The organism is Neptuniibacter halophilus (genome assembly GCF_030295765.1).
Lineage (GTDB): Bacteria > Pseudomonadota > Gammaproteobacteria > Pseudomonadales > Balneatricaceae > Neptuniibacter > Neptuniibacter halophilus.
This window is the reverse complement of record NZ_AP027292.1, coordinates 3,709,176-3,735,261: the sequence shown is the minus strand read 5'-3', so window position 1 is coordinate 3,735,261 and position 26,086 is coordinate 3,709,176. Positions and strand designations below refer to the sequence as shown.

The 26,086-nt window shown below is 56.4% G+C and carries 1 protein-coding gene (running past one end of the window); it reads left to right on the top strand.

The window, feature by feature from the left end:
* Positions 1-26,086, top strand: the 3' portion of a protein-coding gene (locus tag QUD59_RS17435) for a Calx-beta domain-containing protein (RefSeq protein ID WP_286238541.1). It extends 9,458 nt beyond the left edge of the window; the window shows 26,086 of its 35,544 coding nt (coding positions 9,459-35,544); its start codon lies beyond the left edge, outside the window; it ends in the stop codon at positions 26,084-26,086.

Here is a 26,086-nt window from a genome sequence, read left to right as displayed (position 1 = left end):
GATAGATGCACTGTCCTTTGGCGTGGCGCTCTCGGTTACACAATCCAGTGATAACAATGCGATCAGCGCTTCAGCCACCGGTGCACTGACCTTCAATACCATCAGCAACAGCGCCATTGCGGAGATTGAGGATACGGCAGACCTCGGCGCTGGCGTTACCGTCGATGGCCCGGTTCTGCTCTCCGCTACGGATCAGTCTCTGATTACGGCGGATGCGGCAGCCGCGTCTTTCAGCCTTGCTATCAGCTCTGACAATACCTCCGTATCCGGCAGTATTGGTGTCGCGGTGGCAGACAACGATATCAGCAATCTGGCGCGTGCTGCCATTAACGATATCAGTGTTACCAGCCTGACCGGGGGCGCGGATATCACCGCACTCTCAGATGCGGTTATCGAAGCCGTGGCCGTTTCTGCTTCGGTGGGGGTCAGCTCATCTTCTAACGGCACATCAGCCAGCTTCTCGGCCGATGTTTCCCTGGCATTCAATGAGATAGGAAGTACTGTTGAGGCGATGGTGGAAGGTGGTTCGGTTGTTGACCTGGCCGGAACACTGGTCCTGTCTGCCGAGGACAACACTTCGATTACCGCTGATATTGTTGCCGCCAGCATCAATGCCGCCGTGAGTGGATCAGGCAGTTCCGGTGGTCTGAATATTACCGCCACCAACGCAAATAACCAGATCAGCAATACTACCCGGGCGCTGATCTCGAACTCTATCCTGACCGCTTCAGCGATGGATATCAGTGCGGTATCCAATAGCACTATCGATGCGATCGCGGTCTCTGCGGCGATCAGCGTCACGATCAGCGGTTCCTACTCCCTCAGCGGCACCGGCAGTGGCGCCGGTGCACAAAACACCATTGCCAACAGCATCGAGGCGGGCATGGTCAACGGCAGTGATGCCACGGTAACCGGCCTGTCTGAGATTGCTGCGATCAATGCGGCTGAGATCTATGCGGATGTGGCCGCCGCCAGCGCATCGGTCACAGGTAGCAGTGACGGTGCGATTACCCTCAATGTCACAGGGGCGACTGCGGATAATGTGATTTCCACGGCCACCCGCGCCCAGATCGACAACAGCCATCTGCTGACCGGAGGGGATCTGATTCTTTCGGCTGATTCGGCCGGTACCATAGAAACTCTCGGTCTGGCCGCCAGCCTCAGCGTTAATGCCAGCAGCGGAAATATCGCCGTGGGTGCGTCAGTCACCGTTGCGGTCGTATCCAACACCGTCAACGGGGCCGTTGAATCGGTGATTGATCATGGTTCAGTTGTCGACGCCGCGAATGTAACGATTTCGGCTTCCAACACCACACTGATCGACGCGATCAGTACCTCAGTCGGTGTAGGTGTGACCGCAACCAGTGGTTCTATTGCATTCGGGCTGGATGCTTCAGCGGCCGTTGCCCTGAACGATGCCGGTATTTCAGTCACTGCAGGGGGGCTGGATTCTGATCTGACCAGCAGTGGTTTTGTCGATATTGATCTCAACTCCGCACTGCAGATGCAGGTAACTACGGTTGCAGTGGCCGTTACCGTAGGCGCATCCGGTGATATAGCCGGTACGGTTGCCGGAGCTGGTGCCGTTGCAGATAACCTGCACAGCGTCGTCTCCCGTGCAGTGATTGAAAACAGTACGGTGACAGCGACTGGCGCGGTTACCGTTGATGCAGCCGATACCACGCTGCTCGATTCTGAAGTGGTTTCTGCATCCGCATCCGTGGCGATTGGCAGTACCGCAGCCTTTGCTCTGGGTGTATCCGTGGTACTGGCGACAAACGATATCAGCGGCACGACTGAGGCTGGCATCCTTAATTCAACGGTGGTTGCCGGTGGCGTGGATGTCACCACAGACACCCAGATGAGCATTCTGTCTACCGGTGTTGCCGCCAGTCTGTCACTGGCAGCCGGTGATATTGCCATCACCGGTGCGGGCGCAGGTGCGGCCTCATTGAATACCCTGAATAATACGCTGGCTGCCCGGATCAGCAACAGCGACGTGACCAGTAGCAGCGGGGTGGATGTATACGCTGAAGACCGCTCCTCCATTACCTCTACCGTGGTGGCGTCTTCCACCGGACTGGCGATCAGCAGCGGCGGCAGTGCCGCTATCTCTGCTGCCATGGCCGTGTCCATCGCGGATAATGATGTGAATACAGATCTGCGTGCCGCTATCGAAAACGGTTCCCTGATTACGGCTAATGGTGATGTGAATGTCACCGCGCTGGCAGATGGCAGCGTGGATGCCAATGCCGTGGCAGCCTCCATCTCTGTGGGAGGGGGTGGTACCGTCAGTGTCGGCGCCGCAGGTTCCGGCAGTTCGGTTACCAATACGCTGAATAATACGGTTGAGGCCACTGTCGACACCTCAACCCTGAATAATGTGGCTGATCTGATAGTGATGGCCACCAATGAGCAAAGCCTCGATACCCTGGCCGTTGCCGCCTCCATTGGCGCTTCTGTCAGTGGTACTGCCGCGGTGAGCGTGGCGGGTTCTGTGACACTGGCTACCCTCGACGCGAATACCCTGACCTCTGCCAGCCTCCGCAGCTCAACCCTGACCAATCCGAACAATGTATCTGTACTGGCCTTTAATGATACCGATATCGAGACGCAGTCTGTGGCTGCAACACTGACCCTGGCTGCGGGCTCTTCCGCAGCAGTAGGCGTCAGCTTTGCGGTGGTTGAAACTGTGGCGAATGTGGGAGGAATCACCGAAGCGGTCATCAACCCCTCTACGGTTACTTCAGCTGACAATGTACTGGTTGAAGCGATCGATATCAGTGAGGTGGATACACTGGTGGTGTCTGCCACCATTGGCGTAGCAGCATCCTCTACCGCTGCGATTGACGTTTCAATATCGGTGAGCCTGGCGACGGTTAACGTCTCCAATAGCCTCCTGGCCAGTATTCAGGGTTCTGTAATCGAAGCGGATAATGTCACCGTTAATGCTCAGTCCTTTATGGGGGGGGATCGGGCACGGGTCACTACAAGCGGTGTATCTGCCGCGCTTTCAGTCACCGTCGGTGGTAATTTCGGCTTGTCCGGCGCCGGTAGCGGTGCTTCCGTTGCAAGTAATATGAGCAACAGTATCACGGCCAGTATTGAGGGCAGTGATATCGATGCAGTCACACTCTCCGTCAGCGCTGAAGACCGTGTGCTTCTGGATACGCTGACCGTTGCAGCCGCCGCCAGCGTCAGTGCCAGCGGTAATATCTCCGTATCGCTGGCCGGTGCAGTGGCCGACACCAGCGTAAACTACGATACCCAGGTGCGTGCAGTCATCGCTGGTACGGATGTTGATCTGACTGGTGGCGGACCAACCCTGATCGCAGCAACCACCGACAGTGATATCACCACCCTGTCTGTGGGTGCAGCGCTGGGCGTGTCTGCGAGCGGTAATGCGGCCATATCGGCAGCGGTGGGGGTCTCTATCGCCGACGTCAACACCGCTAATCTGACCGAAGTTCTGCTGACCGACAACAGCCACTTTAACGCACCCGGCGACCTGACCCTGAGAGCCTATGATCTGACCCATATCGATACCGATGTGGTAGCGGCCAGTGTCTCTGTGGGGGCTTCCGGTGCTGTGGCTATCTCTGTCGGGCTTTCCACTTCGGTAGCCAGTAATACGTACAGTGGAGTGGTCCGCTCAGCCATTGAAAACTCCTCCGTGGATATCGGAGGAACCTTACGGGTAGATGCCGAATCGGAAGCCACCGTCAATGTGCTGGGTGTCGCCGCTTCGGTTACCGTGGCTGCCGCCGGTAGTTTCTCACTTGCTGCAGGCATCAGCGCCGCGGTGACCTCGAACACCGTAGAGGGCGTGGTTGAAGCCTATATTGAGGATGCCAGCGGTGCTCACGCCATCACTGCCGGTGACGATGTCTTGGTCACTGCAGTTGATGACCTCACCGTCACCTCAGATGCGGCCGCTGTAACCCTCTCGGTCAGCGGTTCTTATGTGGGGGTTGCGGTGTCTGTCTCTGCTGCCACCTCTGAAAACATCAGTACCAGTGTCACCCGTGCAGAGATCGATAACTCGGTGGTGACCTCCGAGACCGGGCGGATCGATGTGCTGTCGCAGTCTGAATCGGTACTGGATGCCTTTGTCGCCTCGGTTGCCGTGTCTGTTTCTATCTCCATCGGCTTCTCCGGCGCAGGGGCAGGGGGCTTTGCCCGTAACACCGCCAATGCGGCGCTGAATTCACGGATCAGCAACGGTTCGGTCATTACATCGGCGGACGATGTTCAGATCGCGGCCCATGATATTTCAGACGCTCAGGCAGACGTACTCGCCTTTGCGGTTTCCGTGGGTGCATTGGGCACCTCGGTCGGCGTATCGCTGGCAGAAAACTACCTGTCGAATACCGTTACAGCTTCGGTTGAAGACAGCTCAGTAACCGCGCTGGGCTCCGGTACCATCATTATTGATGCGGATGCGATCCAGACGATCGAAGCCAACAGCTCTGTGGTATCTGTCTCGGTGGCTCTGGGAGGTCTGGCGGGTGCCGGTGCCTCTGCTGTGACCGATATCAGCAGCGATGTCGAAGCCTTCGCCCGCAATGCTACGCTCACCGCAGCGGGTAATCTGGTTCAGATCGATGCAGACAGCGAACATACCGCCGATGCCACGGCGTTTGGTCTTGCAGCTTCAACCACCGCCGGTGTCTCGGTTGTCAATGGTAACGCCAACATCGGGGGTGCCACACGGGCATTTGCGGATGGCACTATGAACGTGACTGCCGCGGCCATGGATGTGACTGCTGATTCCATCGCCAACGCGCTGCCAGATGTCACCTCAGTTGCGCTGTCTTTGGGTGGTGCCGGCTCAGGGGCCATTGTATCGGCCACTATTGATCGCACCACAGAAGCCTATGTCGGCGCACGGGCGGGCACGGTTCCTGCCGGAACCACCAACCTGATGCTCACCGGTGGCCCGTTAACCATTGATGCTAATTCAACCTTTACCGCGATAGCTGCACCGTTGAATTTCGGACTGGGCGCCGGTATTACCGTGGCGGTGACGCTGACTGAAGCCATTATTGAGGGTAATACACTGGCCTATATCGGCGAGAGCAGCAGCGTGACAGCCTCTTCGGTTTCCGTCAGCGCGGCCAGCACTGAAGTTGCTACATCAGAAACGATTACCATCGCGCTGGATGTGGCGGGTGCTGCCGTAAGTGTCACCAGTGCGACTTCGCAGGTGCTGAGCAATACTGAAGCCTTTATCGGTACCCGGGTCGGCGAGGCATCACTGGGTGCCGCAACCTCAGTGATTGTTACAGGGGCCGGCGCGCTGTCGGTGGATGCCACAGCCAGCCGGACCGCCGTTGCTGATACCCTCGGCTCTGCCATTACCCTCGGCGTGCTCGCCGTGGATGTCTCTCTGCCTACCGCAGAAGTGGGTGGCAGGACGGTGGCCGGTATGGATGGCGAAGTCAGTGTGGAGGCCGGCGATGTGGATGTGGTCGCTACTGCATCTAACCTGGCTGAAGCGGAAGCGCTGGTGCTTTCCCTCTCGGTTGTGGGTATCGGTGGTTCCGGTGCTGATGTGCTGGCGGTTGTCAACGAAACCGCGGATGTGGAAGCGGTTGTGGGATCAGATGTTACCCTGACGGCAGATCATATTCTGGTAGATGCCCATCATATCGGTGATCAGAATACTGCGCTGGCCAAGGCACTCGGTGGCGCCGGGGGACAGTTAGGTGGTCTCGCTGTGATGCTGGCCGAAGCCTATGTTGAAGGCGGTGTCAGGGCTGAACTGAATGCGAATGTGATCGGTTCTGATTCTGTGACTGTCACCGCGAATGGTCGTAATCTGGCGCAGGCTGATACCCTGGCCGTAGCCATCGGTCTCGGCTTTGGTGCATCTGGTACCGGCACGGTCTCTGAAGTCACTGACACTGCCGATGTGGTAGCACGTATCGGCGCCGATGCATCGATTACCACCTCAGGTGCCGTACTGGTCACAGCGACCGGCGATAACGATGCCCTGAGTAACTCTGACGCGGGCTCTGGGGGTACGGTATCCGTATCCGGCTCTGCACTGGGTGCTACCGTAGCGGGCGCAGTGATTGCCGAGATGAATGGCGATCTGTTCAATGCGACAGCACTGGATGTGATCGCCACCGGGGATAATTATGCCGCAGCGGATGCATTGGCAATCTCCGTAGGTATCGCCAGTGGCTCGGGAGCTGATGCTTACGCTGAGATCACTGCGGATGCCGATGTTCAGGCAAAAGTCGGTTCCACCGCTGAACTGACCATGCTATGGGCAGATATCAATGTGCTGGCCACCGGAACCAATGAAGCCCAGGCGAGTGCAGCCGGCGGTGGTATTGGCGGTCTCTCCATCAATGTCATGCTTCCGGAAGCTATTGTGGGTGGTGGTGTACTGGCTGAGTACAGCGGCCAGACCCTGGCTCAGGTGGCATCACTGAATGTCGAAGCCCTGGGTGATAACTGGGCTAATGCCGAAACACTGGTGGGTAATATTTCCCTTCTGGGCGGAGCCGGAGCCAATGCTAATGCGGTTATCACTTCGGATGCCGAGGTTCAGGCGCATATCGGCGCTGCTGGTCTGGTAGACACCTTTGGCACCGTTCTGGTGGATGCCCGTCTGCAGGGCAATATGAATCTGGCTACAGCCAATGCCGTGGGTGCTGTTGGTGGCGCGCTGGCAGGTGTTTCCGTGATGCTGGCTACGGCTGAGGTTGGAGGCTCTGTTATCGCGGATGTGGACGGTGAAATCAGCGGCGCTTTCGCGATCGATATTCTCGCAGAGGGTCGTAACCTTGCCGTGGCTAATACTCTTGCAGGCGGCTTTGGTGCCTTCGGCGGTGCCGGTAGCGGCGTGGTTGCTGAGATCACTGAATTTGCGGATGTCATCGCCTCGGTCGGTCATACGGCATCGCTGACCACAACCACGACGCTGACCGTTCAGGCAACCGGCGATAATGATGCCATCGCCACCTCAGATCTGGCCTCCGGTGGTGCCGTCAGCATTGCCGGTGGCGAACTGGTGGCTCGTGTCGGTGGCGCGGTGATCGCAGAGATGGATGGTGTTGTAAACGATGCCGATACCATCAACGTGCTGGCGACCGGTAATAACTTTGCTGATGCGGACGCACTGGCGATCTCGCTGGGTCTGTTCAGCGGCGCCGGTGCCAGCGCTAAAGCAGAGATCACATCCGATGCCGATGTGAATGCAACCGTAGGAGCCACCGCGCAGCTTAATACCCCTGATGCCAATATCGATGTGCTGGCCACCGGCTATAACGAAGCACTGGGCAGCGCGGTAGGCGGTAGTGTGGGTGGGCTGTCGATCTCAGTGATGCTGCCCGAGGCCATTGTTGGTGGCGGAGTGCTGGCTCAGTTTGACGGTCAGATGACCGGCGCCGCGGCCTCCACGCTGGAAGTAAAAGCACTGGGCGAAAATATTGCAGATACCACGACAACAGTGGCTACGATCTCTCTGGCCGGCGTCTCCGGTGCACAAGCGATCGCCACTATTACCGAAGATGCCAATGTAGAAGCACGGCTCGGTACGGCGGCATCGGTTGCGACCACAGGTGCCGTTGTGGTGGATGCCCGTTTGCAGGGTGAAATGAACAAGGCCACCGCACTGGCTGTCGGTGGTGCGGGCGGTGCACTGGCGGGCGTTTCGGTGATGTTTGCCAGCGCTACCGTGGGTGGTTCGGTGATGGCTGAAGTCGACGGCGATGTGACTCAGTCCTCCTCCATTACCATCGAAGCGGCAGGTCGTAATCTGGCGCTGGCACATACGCTGGCAGGCGGCTTTGGCGCCTTCGGTGGCGCCGGTAGCGGTGTCGTTGCTGAAGTCACCCATACGGCGGATGTCATCGCTCTGGTGGGCCAGAATGCAGACCTGACCACAACCAATACCCTCACCGTAGAAGCAACCGGCGATAATGATGCCATCGCCACCTCTGATCTGGCCTCCGGTGGCGCCGTCTCGATTGCAGGCGGGGAACTGGTAGCCCGTGTGGGCGGTGCGGTGACTGCACAGATGGATGGTGATGTAAATGATGCCAACACCATCAATGTGCTCGCGGCCGGTAATAACTTTGCCGATGCGGATGCACTGGCGATCTCTCTGGGTCTGTTCAGCGGCGCCGGTGCGAGCGCTAAAGCGGAGATTACCGCCGATGCCGATGTGAATGCGACAGTGGGAGCCACCGCGCAGTTTAATACTCCCTTCGCCCATATTGATGTGCTGGCCACCGGCTATAACGAAGCCCTCGGCAGCGCGGTCGGCGGTAGCGTCGGTGGCATTTCAATCTCAGTGATGCTGCCTGAAGCGCATGTCGCCGGGGGGGTGCTGGCTCAGTTTGACGGACAGATGACCGGCTCTTCCGCTTCCACACTGGATGTGAAAGCACTGGGTGAAAATATTGCAGATGCCAATACAACAGTTGCTACGATCTCTCTGGCCGGTGCATCCGGTGCTCAGGCGATCGCCAGTATTACAGAAGATGCCAACGTCGAAGCCCGCCTCGGTACGGCCGCTTCGGTTGCAACCACAGGTGCCGTTGTGGTGGATGCCCGTTTGCAGGGTGAAATGAACAAAGCGACAGCCCTGGCCATCGGTGCTGCAGGGGGAGCGCTGGCCGGTGTCTCTGTGATGTTTGCCGGTGCCACAGTAGGCGGATCTGTGATCGCTGAGGTGGAGGGTGATATCACTGATTCCTCATCGATTACCATCGAAGCAGTAGGTCGTAATCTGGCTCAGGCCTACACCCTGGCCGGTGGCTTTGGTGTCTTCGGTGGTGCAGGCAGTGGTGTGGTCGCAGAGATTACCGATACGGCGGATGTGATTGCCTCCGTCGCGTACACCGCCGAGCTGACTACGGTAAACACACTGCAGGTTGAAGCCACCGGTGATAACGATGCCAGCGCCAGCTCAGATCTGGCATCCGGTGGACTGGTCTCTCTGGCAGGCGGTGAACTGGCAGCCCGGGTAGGGGGTGCCGTTATAGCTGAGATGGACGGTGACGTTAATGATGCTAATACCCTGGATGTGCTGGCAACCGGTAATAACTATGCGGATGCGGATGCACTGACCATCTCCCTTGGTCTGTTCGCCGGGGCCGCTGCCAGTGCGGTTGCCGACATTACCGCTGAAGCGGATGTTGAAGCAAAAGTTGGCTCAACGGCACAACTCTCCGTTCCCGCTGCGAATATTGATGTGATCGCCTCCGGCTATAACAAAGCTGAGGGCGTAGCCGACAGTGCTACCCTGGGTCTGGTCTCCATCTCCGTTATGCTACCTGACGCCACCGTCGGAGGTGGCGTGCTGGCTGAATTTGATGGTCAGATAATCGATGCCGCAGCCGGCTCACTGGATGTGAAAGCTACCGGCCAGAATATTGCGCTGGCCACAGTGACTATGGGGTCCGTAAGCCTCGCGGGTGGTAATGGTGCACAGGCGAATGCGATTATCAGCAGTGATGCGGATGTTGAAGCCCGCGTTGGCTCCACCGCAGATATCTGGACCAGCGGCGCTGTCAAAGTTCAGGCGTTGCTGGAAGGCGATCAGAATAAGGCAACGGCGAATGCGCTCAGTCTGGCAGGGGGCCTGTTTACGGCGTCTCTGGTGGGGGCTAAAGCTGAAATTGGGGGGGCAGTGATCGCCGATATGGATGGCGACGTGACCGCCGCCTCTTTGCTGGTGAAAGCGGATGGTGATAATACCGCCGATGCGGATGTAGTCACCGCCGGTCTGGGCGGATTTACCGTCAATGGTGCCGCAGCCTATGCCGAAATCACCAGTGCCGCCGATGTAAATGCCACCGGGGGTAACGGTAGTAATGTGCTAGATATCAATGGCAGCATCACCTTTACCGCGACCTCCGATCATGATGCCACTGCCGATGCGGATTCTGCCGGTGGTGGTCTGGTTGCAGTAGGGGTTTCCATCCCGACGGCCAAAGTCGGTGGCGGTACTAAAGCAGAGATGAACGCTGATGTGGTGGATGCCAGTCTTTTGAGCGTTACAGCCACATCAGATAACGATGCCAGAGCGACCTCCGATGTGCTGTCGATTGGTCTGTTTGCCGGCGGTGGGGCCAATGCCCTGGCTGAAATCACCAACAGCGCCGATACAGACGCCAGCATCGGTTCCGGTGCACTGATTACTATTCCGGGGTCTGCCGTCACGGTAACTGCGAACTCCAGTAACTATGCCAAAGCGGATGCCGGTGTGCTGAGCGGCGGCTTTGTCTCCGTCAGCAGCTCCAGTCCAACCGCCAATATTTATGGTGATACCTCTGCGAAACTGCTGGGCAGTGTCGGTACCACGGTGGCGGGTCTCGACAGCGAGGGTGCAGCGACCACCTACGGTGTGGCCGGCGCTTCTACGGTTACGGTGACCGCATCTTCTACGGATACCGCCATTGCGGTGGTGTCTGCCGCAGATGGCGGCGCTATCAGCGCCAATTCTTCCGTAGCGACTTCCCGCGTGAATCCGACCGTGATAGCCGAGTTTGGCAGCGGTCATATCACGGCCTCCGGTAATGTCACGCTTTCTGCACAGTCCAATACCACCTCCAAAGCCGATGCCGATTCTGCTGGTGGTGCAGCAATCGATATTAACGGTCTGGATACGTTCGCAGTAGCCAACCCAACCATTCAGGTTATCACCGGTAGCGGTTATGTAGAATCCGGTAACCTGTTATCCCTCAGCGCGGTGCACAGCGGTAATGAGATCAAAGCAGACTCCACCGGTTCTGGTGTCGGCGCGGTCGCCGTGGGTAATACTGATGCCACCGCGCAGTCTAACCCGACCGTACAGGCGCTGATCGACTCCGATATTCTGCGCGGCAACCGGGTCAGCATTGAAGCCAGTGCCGACACGGATGCCCGCGCGATCGCCACCAACAATGCGGCCGGCGGTATTGTGATCGGGAATACTGATGCGTCGGTCAGCTCTGACAGCCACGTGCTGACGCAGCTTGGCAGTGGTTCGATTATTGCCCAGCAGGATGTCGAAATACTGGCGACCAGCATGCAGCGACTCTATGCACTGGCAGAGACCGATGGTTCATTTGGTCTGGTCACTGACTCCGATGCGGATGCTGATATCGTGGTTAATTACGATGTCATTGTCAGCTCTGATGCGACCATCAAAGCCAACCGTACCGTACTGGTTGAAGCGCGCACCGGACTGAACGCAGATGTGATCGCAAATGCAGACGCCACCGCGATCGCCGGGTTTGCTGATGCGGATGGTAATCTCACCCTCGGTGCTGCCAACGATCCGGCCCTGACTCAGGTGATTCTGAATGCGAACTCGGATATCCAGGCTAACAATGTGGCGATCGCCTCCCGGGCCGGTAGCCAGAGCACCATTGATAACACCACAGGCGATGTGATCATCGACAACAGCGGCCTGGTCACCGAGTGGTCAGCCAATGTAACCACGGTATCCGACACCAAAGCCTATCCGGTGGCCGATTCTACAGCGGACGCCCATATCAGTTCCTGGGATCTGGTTGAGACCCTGCTGCATGATGGTTCTTCCATTATCAGTAACGAAAATATTCTGGTTGAGGCCCGTCACGACAACACCCAGATGCATTCGGACGCCACCGCCAAATACAATGATTACGATAATGCGCTGGCCAGTGCAATCAGTGCCGTGCTGGAGGTTCTTAACCCGATTCCGGTGGATGTGCATGCCAATGCCAGCACCACCTATAACAGCCTAACCCGGGACAGTGGCCGTGACGGCTCTTTCCTGAAAGCGAAGAACGTCACCGTCAATTCTGAAAATATCGCCACCATCACGGCCGATGCGGACACAGAAACCAATCTGCCTGACCTGAAAATCTGTATCGGTGCCGGCGAAGCCAAAGTGTGCTTTAACTTCCTCAGTGTTGATATCGAAGCGAATGACCCGGTCTATAAAACACCCGGACGCCATATCTTCTGGGAATCCCATGTGGTGCTGCTTGGTGAAGCGAATCCAGAACTGGTAATCGATGAAAACGGGGTAATTCTCACCCTCACTAATATTGTGTTACTGGGTTCCAATACCGGCAAACAAGTGGGGGATACCCTGAGTGCAGCGAATGATCAGGTGATTCTGGATGACATTATCTACGATGAGGGTGGCCTGCTGACCTTCTATGCCAACCACGTCAACGGTACCGACGGCATCATCTGGGGTAACAGCGGTCTGGTTGAAAGCCAGCGCACCTGGGATGACGTCAGGATCATTAATGACTCTGAATACGATCTGGTCATCAACCATATCGATACCCACGATGGCTCAGCTGCGGTTGATATCATCGTTGATGATATTCGTTTCAATCCTGCCTCCGTGAATAATGTTTCACTGGATCCGGTCACCCCGGGTGATACCTTCGAATTCGATCTGGACCTGACGTACCCTCGCACGCTGGTTGAGATCAGAAACCGTATTGCTGGCGATAATAATGACAGCGATATCATACTCTTAGGCGGCATTGATAACGTCATCGGTGATACGGTTATCGAAAACCAACGCGGTGATATCCGGGTGGATGAGCGGGATCTGGTGGTCCAGCAGGGCGTTCTGCCTGCCGCCATCTTTGATGAGGGCCTGATTCGCAGCAACACCCTGGATGTGGATGCCAGTGGCGACATCGGTAACCAGAACGCCAGCGATGGCCGTACCCCGCTGATGGTTGAGCTGGTGCGTGTGGTCCATGCTCCCAGCAATGATGTCACTGCAACATTGCAGGAGATCCATTTTGAAGCGGATGCCGGTGACGATACGGTACTGGATATTACCCTGCATGACCGCTCTCAGGATCCGGCAGAAACCGACAGCTTGGATATCACCCTCCACCGAATCACCGCCGGTGATGATGTGGATGTGGTGATTAATGATTCCCGCGCCGGTGATGACTGGGCTGTGATTGATGGCATCAACGTCGCTACCTACGGTCTGTATTTACCCGATCGTACCGGTCTGTACTGGGATCATTTCAGCCCGGACGTTGTGGGTGAATCACTCTATAACTGGGTTCGCCGGGGATACGGCACCGGTCATATTGAGGTGGATTCCGTCTATACCTTCACCGAAGTGCGTGCCGGCGATGATATCGATATCGGTCATGTCAGCACCAGCGATGGCTATACCGGTGCAGAGAACCGCAGCTACCGGACCACTTCCATTACCGGATCACCTTATGGATCCAATGTGGTGGCTGACCTGACGCCTGATACCACCATCGACTTCATTATCAATACAGATGTGGACTGGAACGGCGGTTCACCACCGGATGGCACGCCACAGATCTTCCTCACCACCAATGGTGAAATCATCGCCGATGAGCTGACCGGCGATATGTTGGTCGGCCATATCCATTCCACTGAGGATGACGTCACCCTGAACTCCGGTGCCCGGATTATCGATGCGGATACCGACTCGGGTGCCTCAACCACCGTGGATGTTTCCGGTGTGAATATCACCCTCAACTCCGGTGTAATCACCGGTGAGACACCCAACCCGCTGTTCGGTGGCATCGGCCAGATCGGTGATTATCTTGAGATCAACGTAGACCGCAACGACGGCACCGGGGTACTGAACGCCTACGATATTAATGCGCCATTTAACGGTGGCATCTATATCGATGAGCTGACCGGACCGCTTGAGCTGGACACCGTTCACACCATCCAGGATATCTCGCTGCGCACCACCGAGGGTTCCATCCGTGATGCGCGTAATGCCGGGCTGGGTGATGACGCTGCCAACGTGCTTGGACAGACCATCGATCTGGATGCTAACGGCAGCGGGGCAGATATAGGTAGCAGCGGAAACGATGTCGAAATCGACTCCCGCCGTGGCTCTGCAGCTAACACCGACGATGTGGGACTGGAAGCCACTGACAATATCTACCTGACTGAAACCGACGCTGACCTGCGACTGGTACTGGCACACAGCTACACCGGTGATATTCGCCTGACCGTACGTGAGTCTGCCGACCTGGACGAACACCTGATCCTGCTTGAATCCGGTACGGCCCGTTTTGCAGAAAGTAACAACCGGTTACCGGGCCTTGATCCTGATGCACTGCGTGTGGTGCCGAATGGTCAGATCTTTGCTGAGGGCGGATCCGTCCTGCTGCGTGTGGGGGATAATGTCGACCTGCATCAGAACAGTGAGATTCTCGCCGCTGAGAACATCGATATTTATGGTGACTACAATAACGCCGATCTGTTCTACGGCACCCATATGGAGCTGCGCGGCCGGATTATCGCCGGTGCGGATGTGACTGCAGGCGATCCGGTAGGCAGCGCGGAACCCACCTATACCGCGCCGGTTTATCTCACCAATATCTGGGGTAATGCGGATGCTGACTTTATCCAGTTCGGTGACCTGAGCGGTGCCAGCGGTGGCACCAGTCAGGGGGATGACGGTTATATCTTCCTCGGCTCGAAAACCCGGGTGCACGGCAGCGCGGACATAGAATCTCTGGTGGCCGACGGTGAAGACCAGATGCGGGTGTACTTCCTGCAGGATACCGCGACCACAACCGGTCCTAATACAGTGACGGTGGCAGAACATACCCTGACCCTGGATGGTCAGGCCGGCACCGACTACTACGAAGTGTATTCACTGGGCAGTAATGGCACCGATCAGCGCAACTATGTGATCAACGTGCTGGATACCGGCGCCGAGTTCGACGGGGTCGATGAGCTCAATATCTTCGGTTACGACAGTGCTGATAGTGGCATCGATCCGAACAGCGGCGAGGCCTATCAGACCGATGATATCTTCCTGATGCGGGCGGCGGCATTCCTGCCGAATGAGAGCGCAGACCGGCCGGGATATGTCTCGATTCTGCATGGTAACCTGGCTGAATACGGCGATGTGGTTCAGAACAATGAAGACAGCAACGAAGTGCAGCGGATCAACTATGACACCGGCCTCAATGGGCGCCTGCTGGTTGAGGGTCGAGGCGGTAATGATGCTTTCTTCGTTGACGATACCACCGTGATCACCTCCATCGATGGCGGTGCAGGTAACGATCAGTTCCAGATCGGCCAGATCTTCGGGGCCCAGCGCGATACCGCCGACGGTAATCTGCTGGCACAGGATCAGTTCCCTGATCTGGTCGCCACCACCCGCGGCTGGCTCTCTGCCGGCGCTACAGCTCCGTTAGTGGCTCAGGGGGGTAGCGGTGATGATGAGTTCCGGGTCTATTCAAATCAGGCCGAGCTGCGACTGGAAGGGGATGATGATAACGATCTGTTTATCGTCCGCGCCTTCGCCCTGTCTGCAACTGTAGATTTCGACTTCGACAACAGCGGAACCATCGATAAAGCCGACCTGGATGCGGGCGTGCAGATTCTGCAGGACCTGCAGGATGGCGTGATCAGCTTCGACGATCTGGATAATGGCGCCGCGCTGGATGCCTTGCTGACTGATTTCGACGTCAACGGCGATGGCGGTATTAACTACCTCGACTTGCTGCTCACCGAAGATCCGACCGATGATGTGATTGTTCTGGATGAAGAGGGCGTCGCCACTCCGCAGATAGGCCTTGGCTTCTCCGTGTCTCAGGCACCCGATATCCGTGCTGGTGGCGGTCAGGATGAGGTGCGCTACAACATCAATGCGCCGGTGTCTGTTGAGGGCGGTGCCGGATTCGACAAGCTGGTGATTCTGGGTACCGAGTTCGCTGATGATATTGTCATTACCAAAGACGGTATCTACGGCGCTGGCCTGAATGTCCGGTACTCCACTGTAGAAGTGGTTGAGGTGGATGGCCTTGAGGGCGACGACGAGTTCTTCGTTCAGTCCACCGCGTTTGGCGTGGCCTATCGGGTCATCGGTGGTCTGGGTTCCGATACCATCAATGTGGGCGGTGATGTGGTAGAAGACATTATCACCCGTGAGCTTGAGGGCGTGTCCGGTGCGGTTGACCATCTGGTGACCTCTGACGATCCGCTCTATAACGGACTGGTCGTGGATGGCTTCGATTACAACGTCTCCAATGCGCTGGAAGGCCTGGTTGTCATCAATGAAGAGGCGGGCGGTGACAGCAGTCCGGGCCAGACTCTGGTCAGAGAGGAGCTGATCGAAGCCGATCAGTTCAGTGATTTCTATACTGTGCGCCTGTCGGAAGAGCTGGCCGCAGGTGAGGTAGTGTATGTCACCGTATCCGCAGCACGCTCCACTCAGGAAGAGCGCACTATCGACCCATCAACCGGCCAGCCTTACGATCTGAACCCCGATCCACTGGTTGATGCGCTGGGCGACAGCATCTGGCTGTCCACCAATGATCCGGGTGGGCTGGTGACCAATGCTGACTTCCAGCGTACGGTGATGATCGATGGAGTACCTGTCCAGATTGATAACCGGGCGGTTGTACTCAGATTTGACCACACCAACTGGAATCTCGAACAGGAGGTTTACGTCTTTGCTCCGGATGATCTGCGCGCTGAGGGTGACCGGGTTGTGGTAATCCAGCACTCGGTGATCTCCAACGTCGGTATCTATGATGCGGCAGATGTACGCAATGTTGAAGTCCAGGTGCAGGACAATGATACACCGGGAGTTCTGATTACCGAGATTGATGAAAACGGTCTGGTAGACGGCCAGACCATCGTGATCGAAGGCGATGCAACAACCCAGTTGAACGACCAGATCCAGTTGCAGCTGGCTAAACAGCCTGCAGCAAACAGTGTGGTTCTGGTGGATATCGTCCTGAATGATTTTGCTGATAAAGCGATTAAATTCACCAACCCGGATAACGACAGCCGCCTCGAACTGTTTACTGACCCGGTGTATGACGAGCTCAACGACCGGGTGATAATTGGTCAGGCGACCTTTACCTTTATCGATGGCATTGCCGATCCGGACTGGAACGATCCGATTAATATCGGCATCGAAGCCCGTGACGATTATGTGCGCGAAGATCTGCAACTGGCCGTGGTGGAATTTGAGCGCAACGCTGCAACCAGCGATGCGGATTATATCTTCCCGAATCTGCGTTCCGGCCTGCAACTGCTCGATGTTGAGGTCTACGACAACGAAACCGCCGGAGCGGTGGTAATCGAAAGCGCCGGTGCTACACAGCTGATCCGGGATATTCCGGCCGGTAGTGGTGAGACCGACAGCTACGAGCTGCGTCTGACCCGTGCGCCAAGCGGCGAGGTTCAGGTAGCAGTGCTCACCGATGGACTGGCGGATGTAATCACCATTGATGGTGTCAGTATCACGCCTGAACAGTACGCCGCGATTGGTGGTCTGCAGGCCAACCAGATCTTTAACGGACAGCTGATTTTCGGTGATGATGGCACCCACCTGACCATCACCCGGGGCACCGGTTCTGACCTTGGCAGCTTTGCTGATGAAGGTTTCTACGGTGCCAGTTACGATCCGCAGGCACTGTTCAGTGATCAGGTTACCTTTGATGATGATGGTACCAATCTGACCCTGACTCGTGCAGCGGGCGACTTCAGCGCTGACGGTTTTGCGGTGGGCCAGACTATCGAGGTGGATGCCAGCGGTAATGGCGGCTACTCAGCGAATAACGGCCACTACGAGATTCTGTCAATCAACGCGCTGACCATCACCCTTACGGCGCTGGGCAGCTGGGTTGAGGAAGGTGAGTCTCCGGATGCGACCGCACTGAATTATCTGATTCCGGTAGCAGGCCAGAGCATCAGGGTAGGAGGCAGCACAGATAACGACGGTGACTATGAAGTCCTTTCCGTCTCTGAAGATGGTCAGACTCTGACCCTTACTGCGACCGGCAGCTGGACCACCGCAGGCGAATCGGATGATCCGGTGGTGCTGTCGGATCTGGCAGAAGCCTTTATCTACTCCGGCGAAGTCAGCTTTGGTGAAGAGACTAACCCAGACTTCTTCCCGGGTCAGTTCCTTGATCGTAGTCTTGAAGGCGAACAAGCCGGCTGGCTCTCCGAAGGATTCCTTGAAGGCATGTGGGTGCGTATCAGCGATCAGAATGGGGTAGAAGCCGATGTGGAAGCGAAAGTACAGCTGATCCGCGGCGACAACGACGCTCAGGACAGCAAACTCCAGCTGATCCATGTGATGATCGACGGCGTGGAATCCGATCTGGATGACACCTGGCTGGGTGACGGCGATGCTGACAGCGTGACCGTGGTGCGGATTGCTCCGCTGGCCACCTTTACCGATACCGACTACTACGATATGCAGACCATTGAGCTGCAGGCGGATGATGACTACACCGTTCCGCCAACCCGAGAAGGTGTGAAAGTCTTCCCGGTTTCTAATCATCTGCTGTCTAAACTGCGCGGACCGCTCGCAGTCGAGGGAGGGCCTACCGGTGCAGACCGCTCCCTGACCAACGGTATTAAACTGCCGGGTGAAACCGACGACTTCCTGATCGCCATTGGCGCTCAGCCACCGGAAAGCCAGCAGATCGATGTGCTGAATATCTTTAACGATTCGAGTAAAGCCGATACCAGCGGTATCCTCACCGAAACCACTTTGCAGGGCTTCGGGATGGCGGATGATCTGGACTTCGGTCCGGTCAGTGGCCCAACCTTTGGTGAAGGCAGTGGCGGCGGTAACATCGTGATTCCGGGCGGTATCAGTTTCGGTAAGATCAATCTGGGATCAGAAGGCTTCGCCACCGACAGCGCCGAAAGCAGTATAGAAGTGCTGAATCTGATGCTCGGTGAAGGTAACGACCGTCTGGATGTCACCGGTACCCTCAATCCAACCGCGTTTGTCTCCGCAGAAAACGCCTTTACATCCACTCCTGATCTTTTGGGCGGCGGCAGCCTGACCCTGGCCGGTTATGACTGGAAAGCACAGGGCTTCCTGCCGGGTCAGACGGTCACTATTGACGGTTCAGGTACATGGACTGTGGTAGAAGTGCAGGATGCATCTCAGTTTGTTACTGCGCCGGGTGGTGTCGGTACCGTTGAGATTACCGATCCAAACGATAACTCCATTCTGGTACTGGCCGGTGCCACCCCGGTACCGCTGCTGGATGGTAGCAGCGATGTTCGCCTGACTGCGGTGGATGCATTGGTGATCGAATCCCTGACTCTGGATATCGCCGGTAATGCCGAAGGCGGCGTACTCACCCGTCAGGATGGCGACAACTGGGAAGAGCATGGCTTCCTTGAAGGTCATCTGATCTCGCTCGGTGGTTTCGATAACGCCGTGCAGTACCGGGTTCTTGAGATCGACGGCGACAGCATGACCGTGCTCGGCGCAGAACTGGAAACCCAGCAGTCTGCAGAGGAGCTGATCTGGGTACAGGGACCACACGGCAGCCTGACCGTATTGCACGGTGGCGGTAACCTGTTTGTCGAAACCGTGGGTGACTACCATACCGCTACAGATGGCGAGATTAACACTCTGACCCGACTCGATGGTCGGGACTGGCAGGACGATGGCTATCAGATCGGACAGCTGATACAGGTTGGCGCAGAGGGTGAAACCCGCGAAATTCTGGGCTTTGCCGATGCTGACCCTGAACTGAAACCTGATGGCGAGTTTGCCACCTGGGGGCAGGGTGCCGCCATGATCCTCTCCGGTGCCGGTTTTGGTGAAGGCACGGTTGTTGATCTCAATCTGCACCTCTCTATCGCAGAAACCACCGTTACCGAAGTCGAGGAGGTCGAACTGATTGTTGATCGGCTGGTACGAAGTGATGGCGGCAGCTGGATCACGGATGGCTTTGAAGAAGGTCAGGTGATCTATATCGAGGGTATAGCCGGTGGCTTTACCGTTGCAGAAGTAACCGCGAGCGCGATGTACCTGCAGGGTGCGGCGATCCATGAGTGTGTACTCGAATCGAAAACTGTCACCATCACCCGAATCGATATCACCACAGATACCGGTTCTGAGGTAGGCGGCGATCACTTTGTCATCAGCGGCGGTGCAGGTCCTGACAGTCCGCTGGTGATCTACGGTGACACCAGTCAGGACGGCAGCTGGTATTCAGGTCACTCCTTCGATCGATTGGGTCAGGAGTTTGGCGAGAAACCATTCGATCCGTTTGCCCATCTGCCGGATGGTGAAAATGAAGATAACGAGTGGGTCTTCCCGCTGGCTAACCCTTACACCTATGCCGGTCATGACATAATTGATGCTTCGCAGCTGTTTGCCGGTGTCGCAGACGCCGACATGCCAAGCGTGGGTATTACCGCCTACGGCGGTGCCGGGAATGACCTGATAATCGGTAGCCAGGCGGGTGATCATCTTGCCGGCGGCTCCGGTGACGACACCATTCTCGGACAGCGCGGTGTGGACCATATCTACGGCGACAACGGTATCAACGTGAATATCTTTACCCGTGCGCTGGATATTACAGCGGTTGATACCAACCCCGCACCCACCATCAATCCAACCCTGGGCTCCAGTGACCAGACCTTTGCGCCGGTCCGTGTACCGTATCCGGTCAGCGATCACCTGATCGCCGGACGAGACACACTGGAAGGCGATGGTCGTGTAGACGGCATCGACAACGAGCTCGCCGACAGCCAGAACATCATCTTTGGTGACCACGGTGAAGTGATCCAGTTTGTACATGATCCGAACTCTCCGGATCTGGATGCACTGGTACCACTGCCAGCGGGCGTTCTGCCACTGCTGCAGAAAATTCAGACCACCGAGCTGAATACTATCCTCCAGATCAATGCTCTGAACCCACAGAACGGTGCTGATGACATTATCTACGGTACCGCGATTGCCGATGTCTTGATCGGTGGATCTGGCCACGACATGCTGGACGGGCGCGAAGGTGATGACCTGATCTTCGGTGATATGGTCAGTCTGACCCGCATGGCCGGGGAGGATGGCGTGATCATTGACGGTAATCTGCTCGACGATATCCTCAATGCGCGCTTCCAGACACTGGCCGGTACCCTGATCTATGCGCGTACCGACCGGGATCTGCCGGATGGCGTGGATCCACTCTACGCCTACGGTGATGGCGAAGGTCAGACACCACTGAGTGGCGAAACCGCCGGACGGTTGCTGACGGATGGCCTGATGCGTGATTACCGTGATCCGAACGGACCGCAGTGGTGGGCTGAGTATGAAATCGATTACGCACAGTACCATACCTTTGAGATCGATTCCGGTGAAGCCGGTGTTGGCAGCTTCGGTAACGATTACATCGCCGGTGGCGCAGGGCATGACACCCTGTTCGGCCAGTTGGGTAACGATGTGATTCAGGGGGATGGCTCCATCGACAGTGCCGTAGCAGCCGAAGCCCATATTGGTGCTGCCCGTGAACGGATGGGCGCGGAAGACCCGGTCGGCCCGCTGACTGTCATCGCCCATATCGAACTGGCCAGCGATGGCGAGGACTATATCGAAGGCGGTGGCGGCAATGACGTCATCTTCGGCGGCCTGGGTCAGGATGACCTGGTGGGGGGCTCCTCAACCCACTTCAGCCTGATCAGCGCAAATAACCGCCCTGATGGCTGCGATATGATCTTCGGCGGTGCCGGTACGCAGATCGATCGCAATAACGGCTTTAATGTTGAAAGCAACGCCGATGTGACGCAGCTTACTGACAGCACCGCGAATGAAAACCGCCACGCACGTGATTCTGATGCGATCGTCGGCGATAACGGCGACATTATCCGCCTTGTCGGGGTGAATGGCATCGATGTGAATACTCTGGGTGAGGATTATCTGGAATACGCCTACGATCAGTCGGTTGAGGGTGTCGAGGACCGGGGCAACGAACGGATCATCGTCCGTGGTGTCCGTCTGCTCGATTACACACCGGGCGGCCCTGACTTTAAACCGGAGCTGTTCTCGCTGGATGATCCTGAAGATTCTGAATTCCGCGCTATGTTCGGTGATGATGTTCATACCGGCCTCTACGCAAAAGTGGATATCGGCGGTAACGATGAGGTTCATGGTGGTACCGGCGATGACTTTATCTACCTTGGTGGTGGCAACGATATCGCCTTCGGTGATGCCGATGATGACGACATTATTGGTGGCTGGGGTTCTGACTGGATCTCCGGCGGTACCGGTATCGACGGTATTCTGGGTGATGATGGTCGTATCTTTACCAGCCGTAACACCGCAACTGAAGGCAGAGAAGAGGTCCTGTACGGGGTTGAGCTGCTGCTGGAGCGTGACCCGGATACCCGTACCAGTCAGGGTAATGTGCTGAATGAATATATCTACACCCCGGGTCAGGTACAGACCGAAACCATCAATATTGAATATGAACTGAAAAAATCGGTCGATCTGACGCCAATGGATCTGGCTCCGGGAATCGATGATCCGCATTACAATCCGCTGTTTGCCGACGACATCATCTTCGGTGGACTGGGTAAAGACTTTATCCACGGTGGTGCCGGTGATGATGCGATGAGCGGTGCTGAAGCACTGGATGAATCTTATGCGCCAGTGATCAACGAAAATCAGGAGATCGATTACCTGATTCGTATTGATTTCAGCCGCCCATACAATCCGGGTGATGTATTGCTGTTCGGGGATGACAACGATCCGTGGAATGCGCCGAAACCGGTTCAGAGCCGGCTGGGTGAGTTCTATCTCTACGATGAGTACGATCCACGACGCCTGATTCTTTTCAATCAGGATAATTCGGTCTGGAAAGATGACTCAATTGATCCTGATACATTGAAACATTATTTCCTCAATGCAATGGATAACGAGGGCGTAACCACCGAAGGCTACGTAGATTTTGCACCGAACGGTACGCCGATCGGTGATATGCAGGCGCGCGAAAGTGACGGCGACGATGTGCTGTTCGGTGATCTGGGTAATGACTGGATCGTGGGCGGTACCGGCCGTGACCATATCTATGGCGGCTGGGGTAATGACCTGATGAATGCCGATGATGTTACCGGCGGTTCCGGCAGCAGCTATGATCAGACTGGTGCGCTTAACGATGCGCCGGATACCCACCTGCTGTATGAAGACCGTGTCTACGGGGGGGCCGGTCTGGATATTCTGATCGGTAACACCGGTGGTGACCGCCTGATCGACTGGGTGGGCGAATATAACTCCTATATCGTGCCATTCTCCCCATTCGGTATCGCTACAGTGAGCCGTCAGGTACCGCCGCATCTGTATGACTTCCTCTGGGCTCAGGCCGCCAGCGACGGTGTCGATATCACCCGAACTGCTGATATAGGTACACAGAACTCCACCAGCCGTTACAGCAATGTGGCCCATCTGCAAGCAGAACCTTATGGCGAGATGGGTATGGTGACCCAGAAAGATCATGGTCTGTGGCAAGATCAGACCGGTGGTCCAACCGATCCGCAGCCGGGTAATATTCCGGGCGGACGCCGCGATGTGCTGCGCAGTGCTGATTTCAATGATGGCCTGAACAGTCAGTCGCAGGGCTTCTACACCGACAGTGGCACCTTTGAAGTGGAATCCGGCAGCCTGACAGTTTCTGCGGATTCTCTGGGGGGCGATGCGGTCAGCGTCTTCTACATCGATGATGTACTGCCAGGCTACTTTGAGATCACCGCAACGGTGAGCACCGAGAAACCCACCGGCGGCTGGAAAGCCAATGCGTACCTGATCTTCGATTATCAGGGGCCTGAAGACTTCAAGTTTGCTGGCATCAACGTGTCTAATGACAAGTTCGAAATGGGACGCCGTACCGCAGACGGCTGGATTGTGGATGTGCAGTCACCGGTTCAGGTGAAACCGGATCGCAACTACAACCTGTTGCTGGCGATCAACGGCACAACGGCGACTCTGGTGGTAAACGGAAACGAATACTTTACCCATACCTTTGATCCACGGGTTGATCCTGACGGCTTCGTCTACGGCCTGAACAGCGGCCTGGTGGGTGTCGGTTCTGATAATGCCCGCGGCACCTTCGATAATGTAGCGGTTCAGGTACTGCCACCTGAGATCACCTTTGAGGCCAGTGAATCGTTCAACGGCACCCCCGGCTTAATGTTTGAACCGCTTGATACAGCCAACTGGAGTGTGGCGAACGGCGTTTACAGTGGCACAGCCGGTGCGGATGCGCAGGTGATCAGCCTGATCGATCTGGGTTTGAGTAACGGTTTTGATGTGAGTTCTGTTCTGGAACTGGCTGCAACCCTGAATACGGAACATCAAGGCGGCTTTATCTTCGACTATTACGGCGAGAATGACTTCAAATTTGTTGCGCTGGATGCCGATAACGGTGCGCTGGTTGTGGGCCATCACACCGAGTCAGCAGGCTGGGTAGTGGATGAATCTTACGCAGTCAACGGCGGAGTTCAGGCAGGTCAGGATTATGACATCGATCTCTCTTTCAAAGGTCTGACTGTGACTGCAACTCTCAGCGAAGCGGGCTCAGTCTATGATATTGCCCGGGTAGATTATGCCTTTAACGCGCATGTGCTGGATGGCCGCTTCGGTCTGATCAGCAAAAATGGCCGTAGCCAGTTCGATGATCTGGTGGTTCGCACCGATGAACCTGAACTTGAGCAACCCGCACAGCCACAGCTTTCCGTCTCTGACATTGAGTGGGTTGAGGGTGACAGCGGCAGTACAGTCGCAACCCTCAGTGTGAGCCTCTCTGAAGCGCTGACAGATACCGTCACGGTTAACTACAGTACTCAGGACGGAACCGCGAGCACAGCCGACGGGGATTATCAGGCCTCCAACGGAGTACTGACCTTCCTCGCAGGTGAAACCAGCGCTGAAGTGACCATTACGGTCTTTGGCGATACGCAGATCGAAGGGGATGAATTCTTCACCCTCAACCTGTCTGATGCGACAGGGGCTGTAATCGGAAACAGTGCCGGCATGGTGACCATTATCAATGATGATCAGCCTGCCACGGTCACCCCTGAGCTCTCCGTCAATGATATCTCGATCACTGAAGGCAATAAAAAATTCACTAACTTCAGCCTCACCGTGAATCTTTCATCTGCAGCGAGTGAAAGTGTCAGTGTTGACTGGAGCACGCTGGACGGTACAGCCACACTGGCTGACAACGATTACCAGGCAGCATCCGGTACGTTAATCTTCTCTGCAGGGCAGACCAGCGCCACCCTCAATCTGCGGATCCTCAGTGATCGCAGCCGGGAAAGCGATGAAACCTTCAGCGTGATCTTCAGTAACCCAACCGGTATCGATCTGATAGATGACGAAGCGGTGATCACCATCCTGGACGATGATAATCGCATGGAAGCACAGCACAGCGCGCCGCAGAAAGGGGATGCCCAGGTGGTCACTGACGCGGATCTCGAACCGATTGTTGATGCAGCGATCGATCGCTGGATCGCAACCGGTGAGCTGACGCAGAGCCAGTTGGATGTGCTGAATTCTATTCAGATAGAGATTGCCGATCTGGAGGGCAATACCCTCGGTGAGGTTCAGGGTGACAGCATTATCATTGACTACAACGCGGCTGGTTTCGGCTGGTTTATCGATGAATCGCCGGATGATGACAGCGAGTTCATTGTCAGCATAGCCGGCGACAGCCTGCGGGCAATCGGCGACAGTGAAGCCGCACAGGCGATGGACCTGCTCAGTGTGGTATCACATGAGATAGGACACCTGCTGGGCTTCGACCATGACAGTGAAGATCATGCTGAACTGATGTCAGAACAGCTCAAAGTCGGGGTCCGATTGTCGGTGGATCATCATCATGATGGTGCCGGGGAGGAACCTTTCCATATGACCATCCTGGCGGCAGATCAGCTAGCTGGCACGGAAACGGCTCACCTGGCGCTGAGCGGCCATCAGCTGCTGAATATGATGATGCCTGAGGATGTCCCCGGACTTGAGCAGATCCACTCTCTGGGCAGTCTGACGGCGAAAGAGGTGGCGCATCAGCGGGCAGAACAGTACGTCAGCGATGAGCTGGCCAACCCGCAGCCAGCGGCTGATAGCCCTGATCCGCAACAGGCGGCTGAACTGCCCTATATCGATTTCAGCCAGCAGGATGATCACAGCGTGGATAATCCGGCTGACCCCGCGGTAGATCCGTTCCATGGCGAGTGGTTAGTCGATGATCGGGTACTGTCGGAAGAGAGCGCTTATCCCAATGGTAAGCCCATGGTTGGGTGGGGGCATACCTCTGTCGCTCCCTCATTGAAAAAAGATAAATAA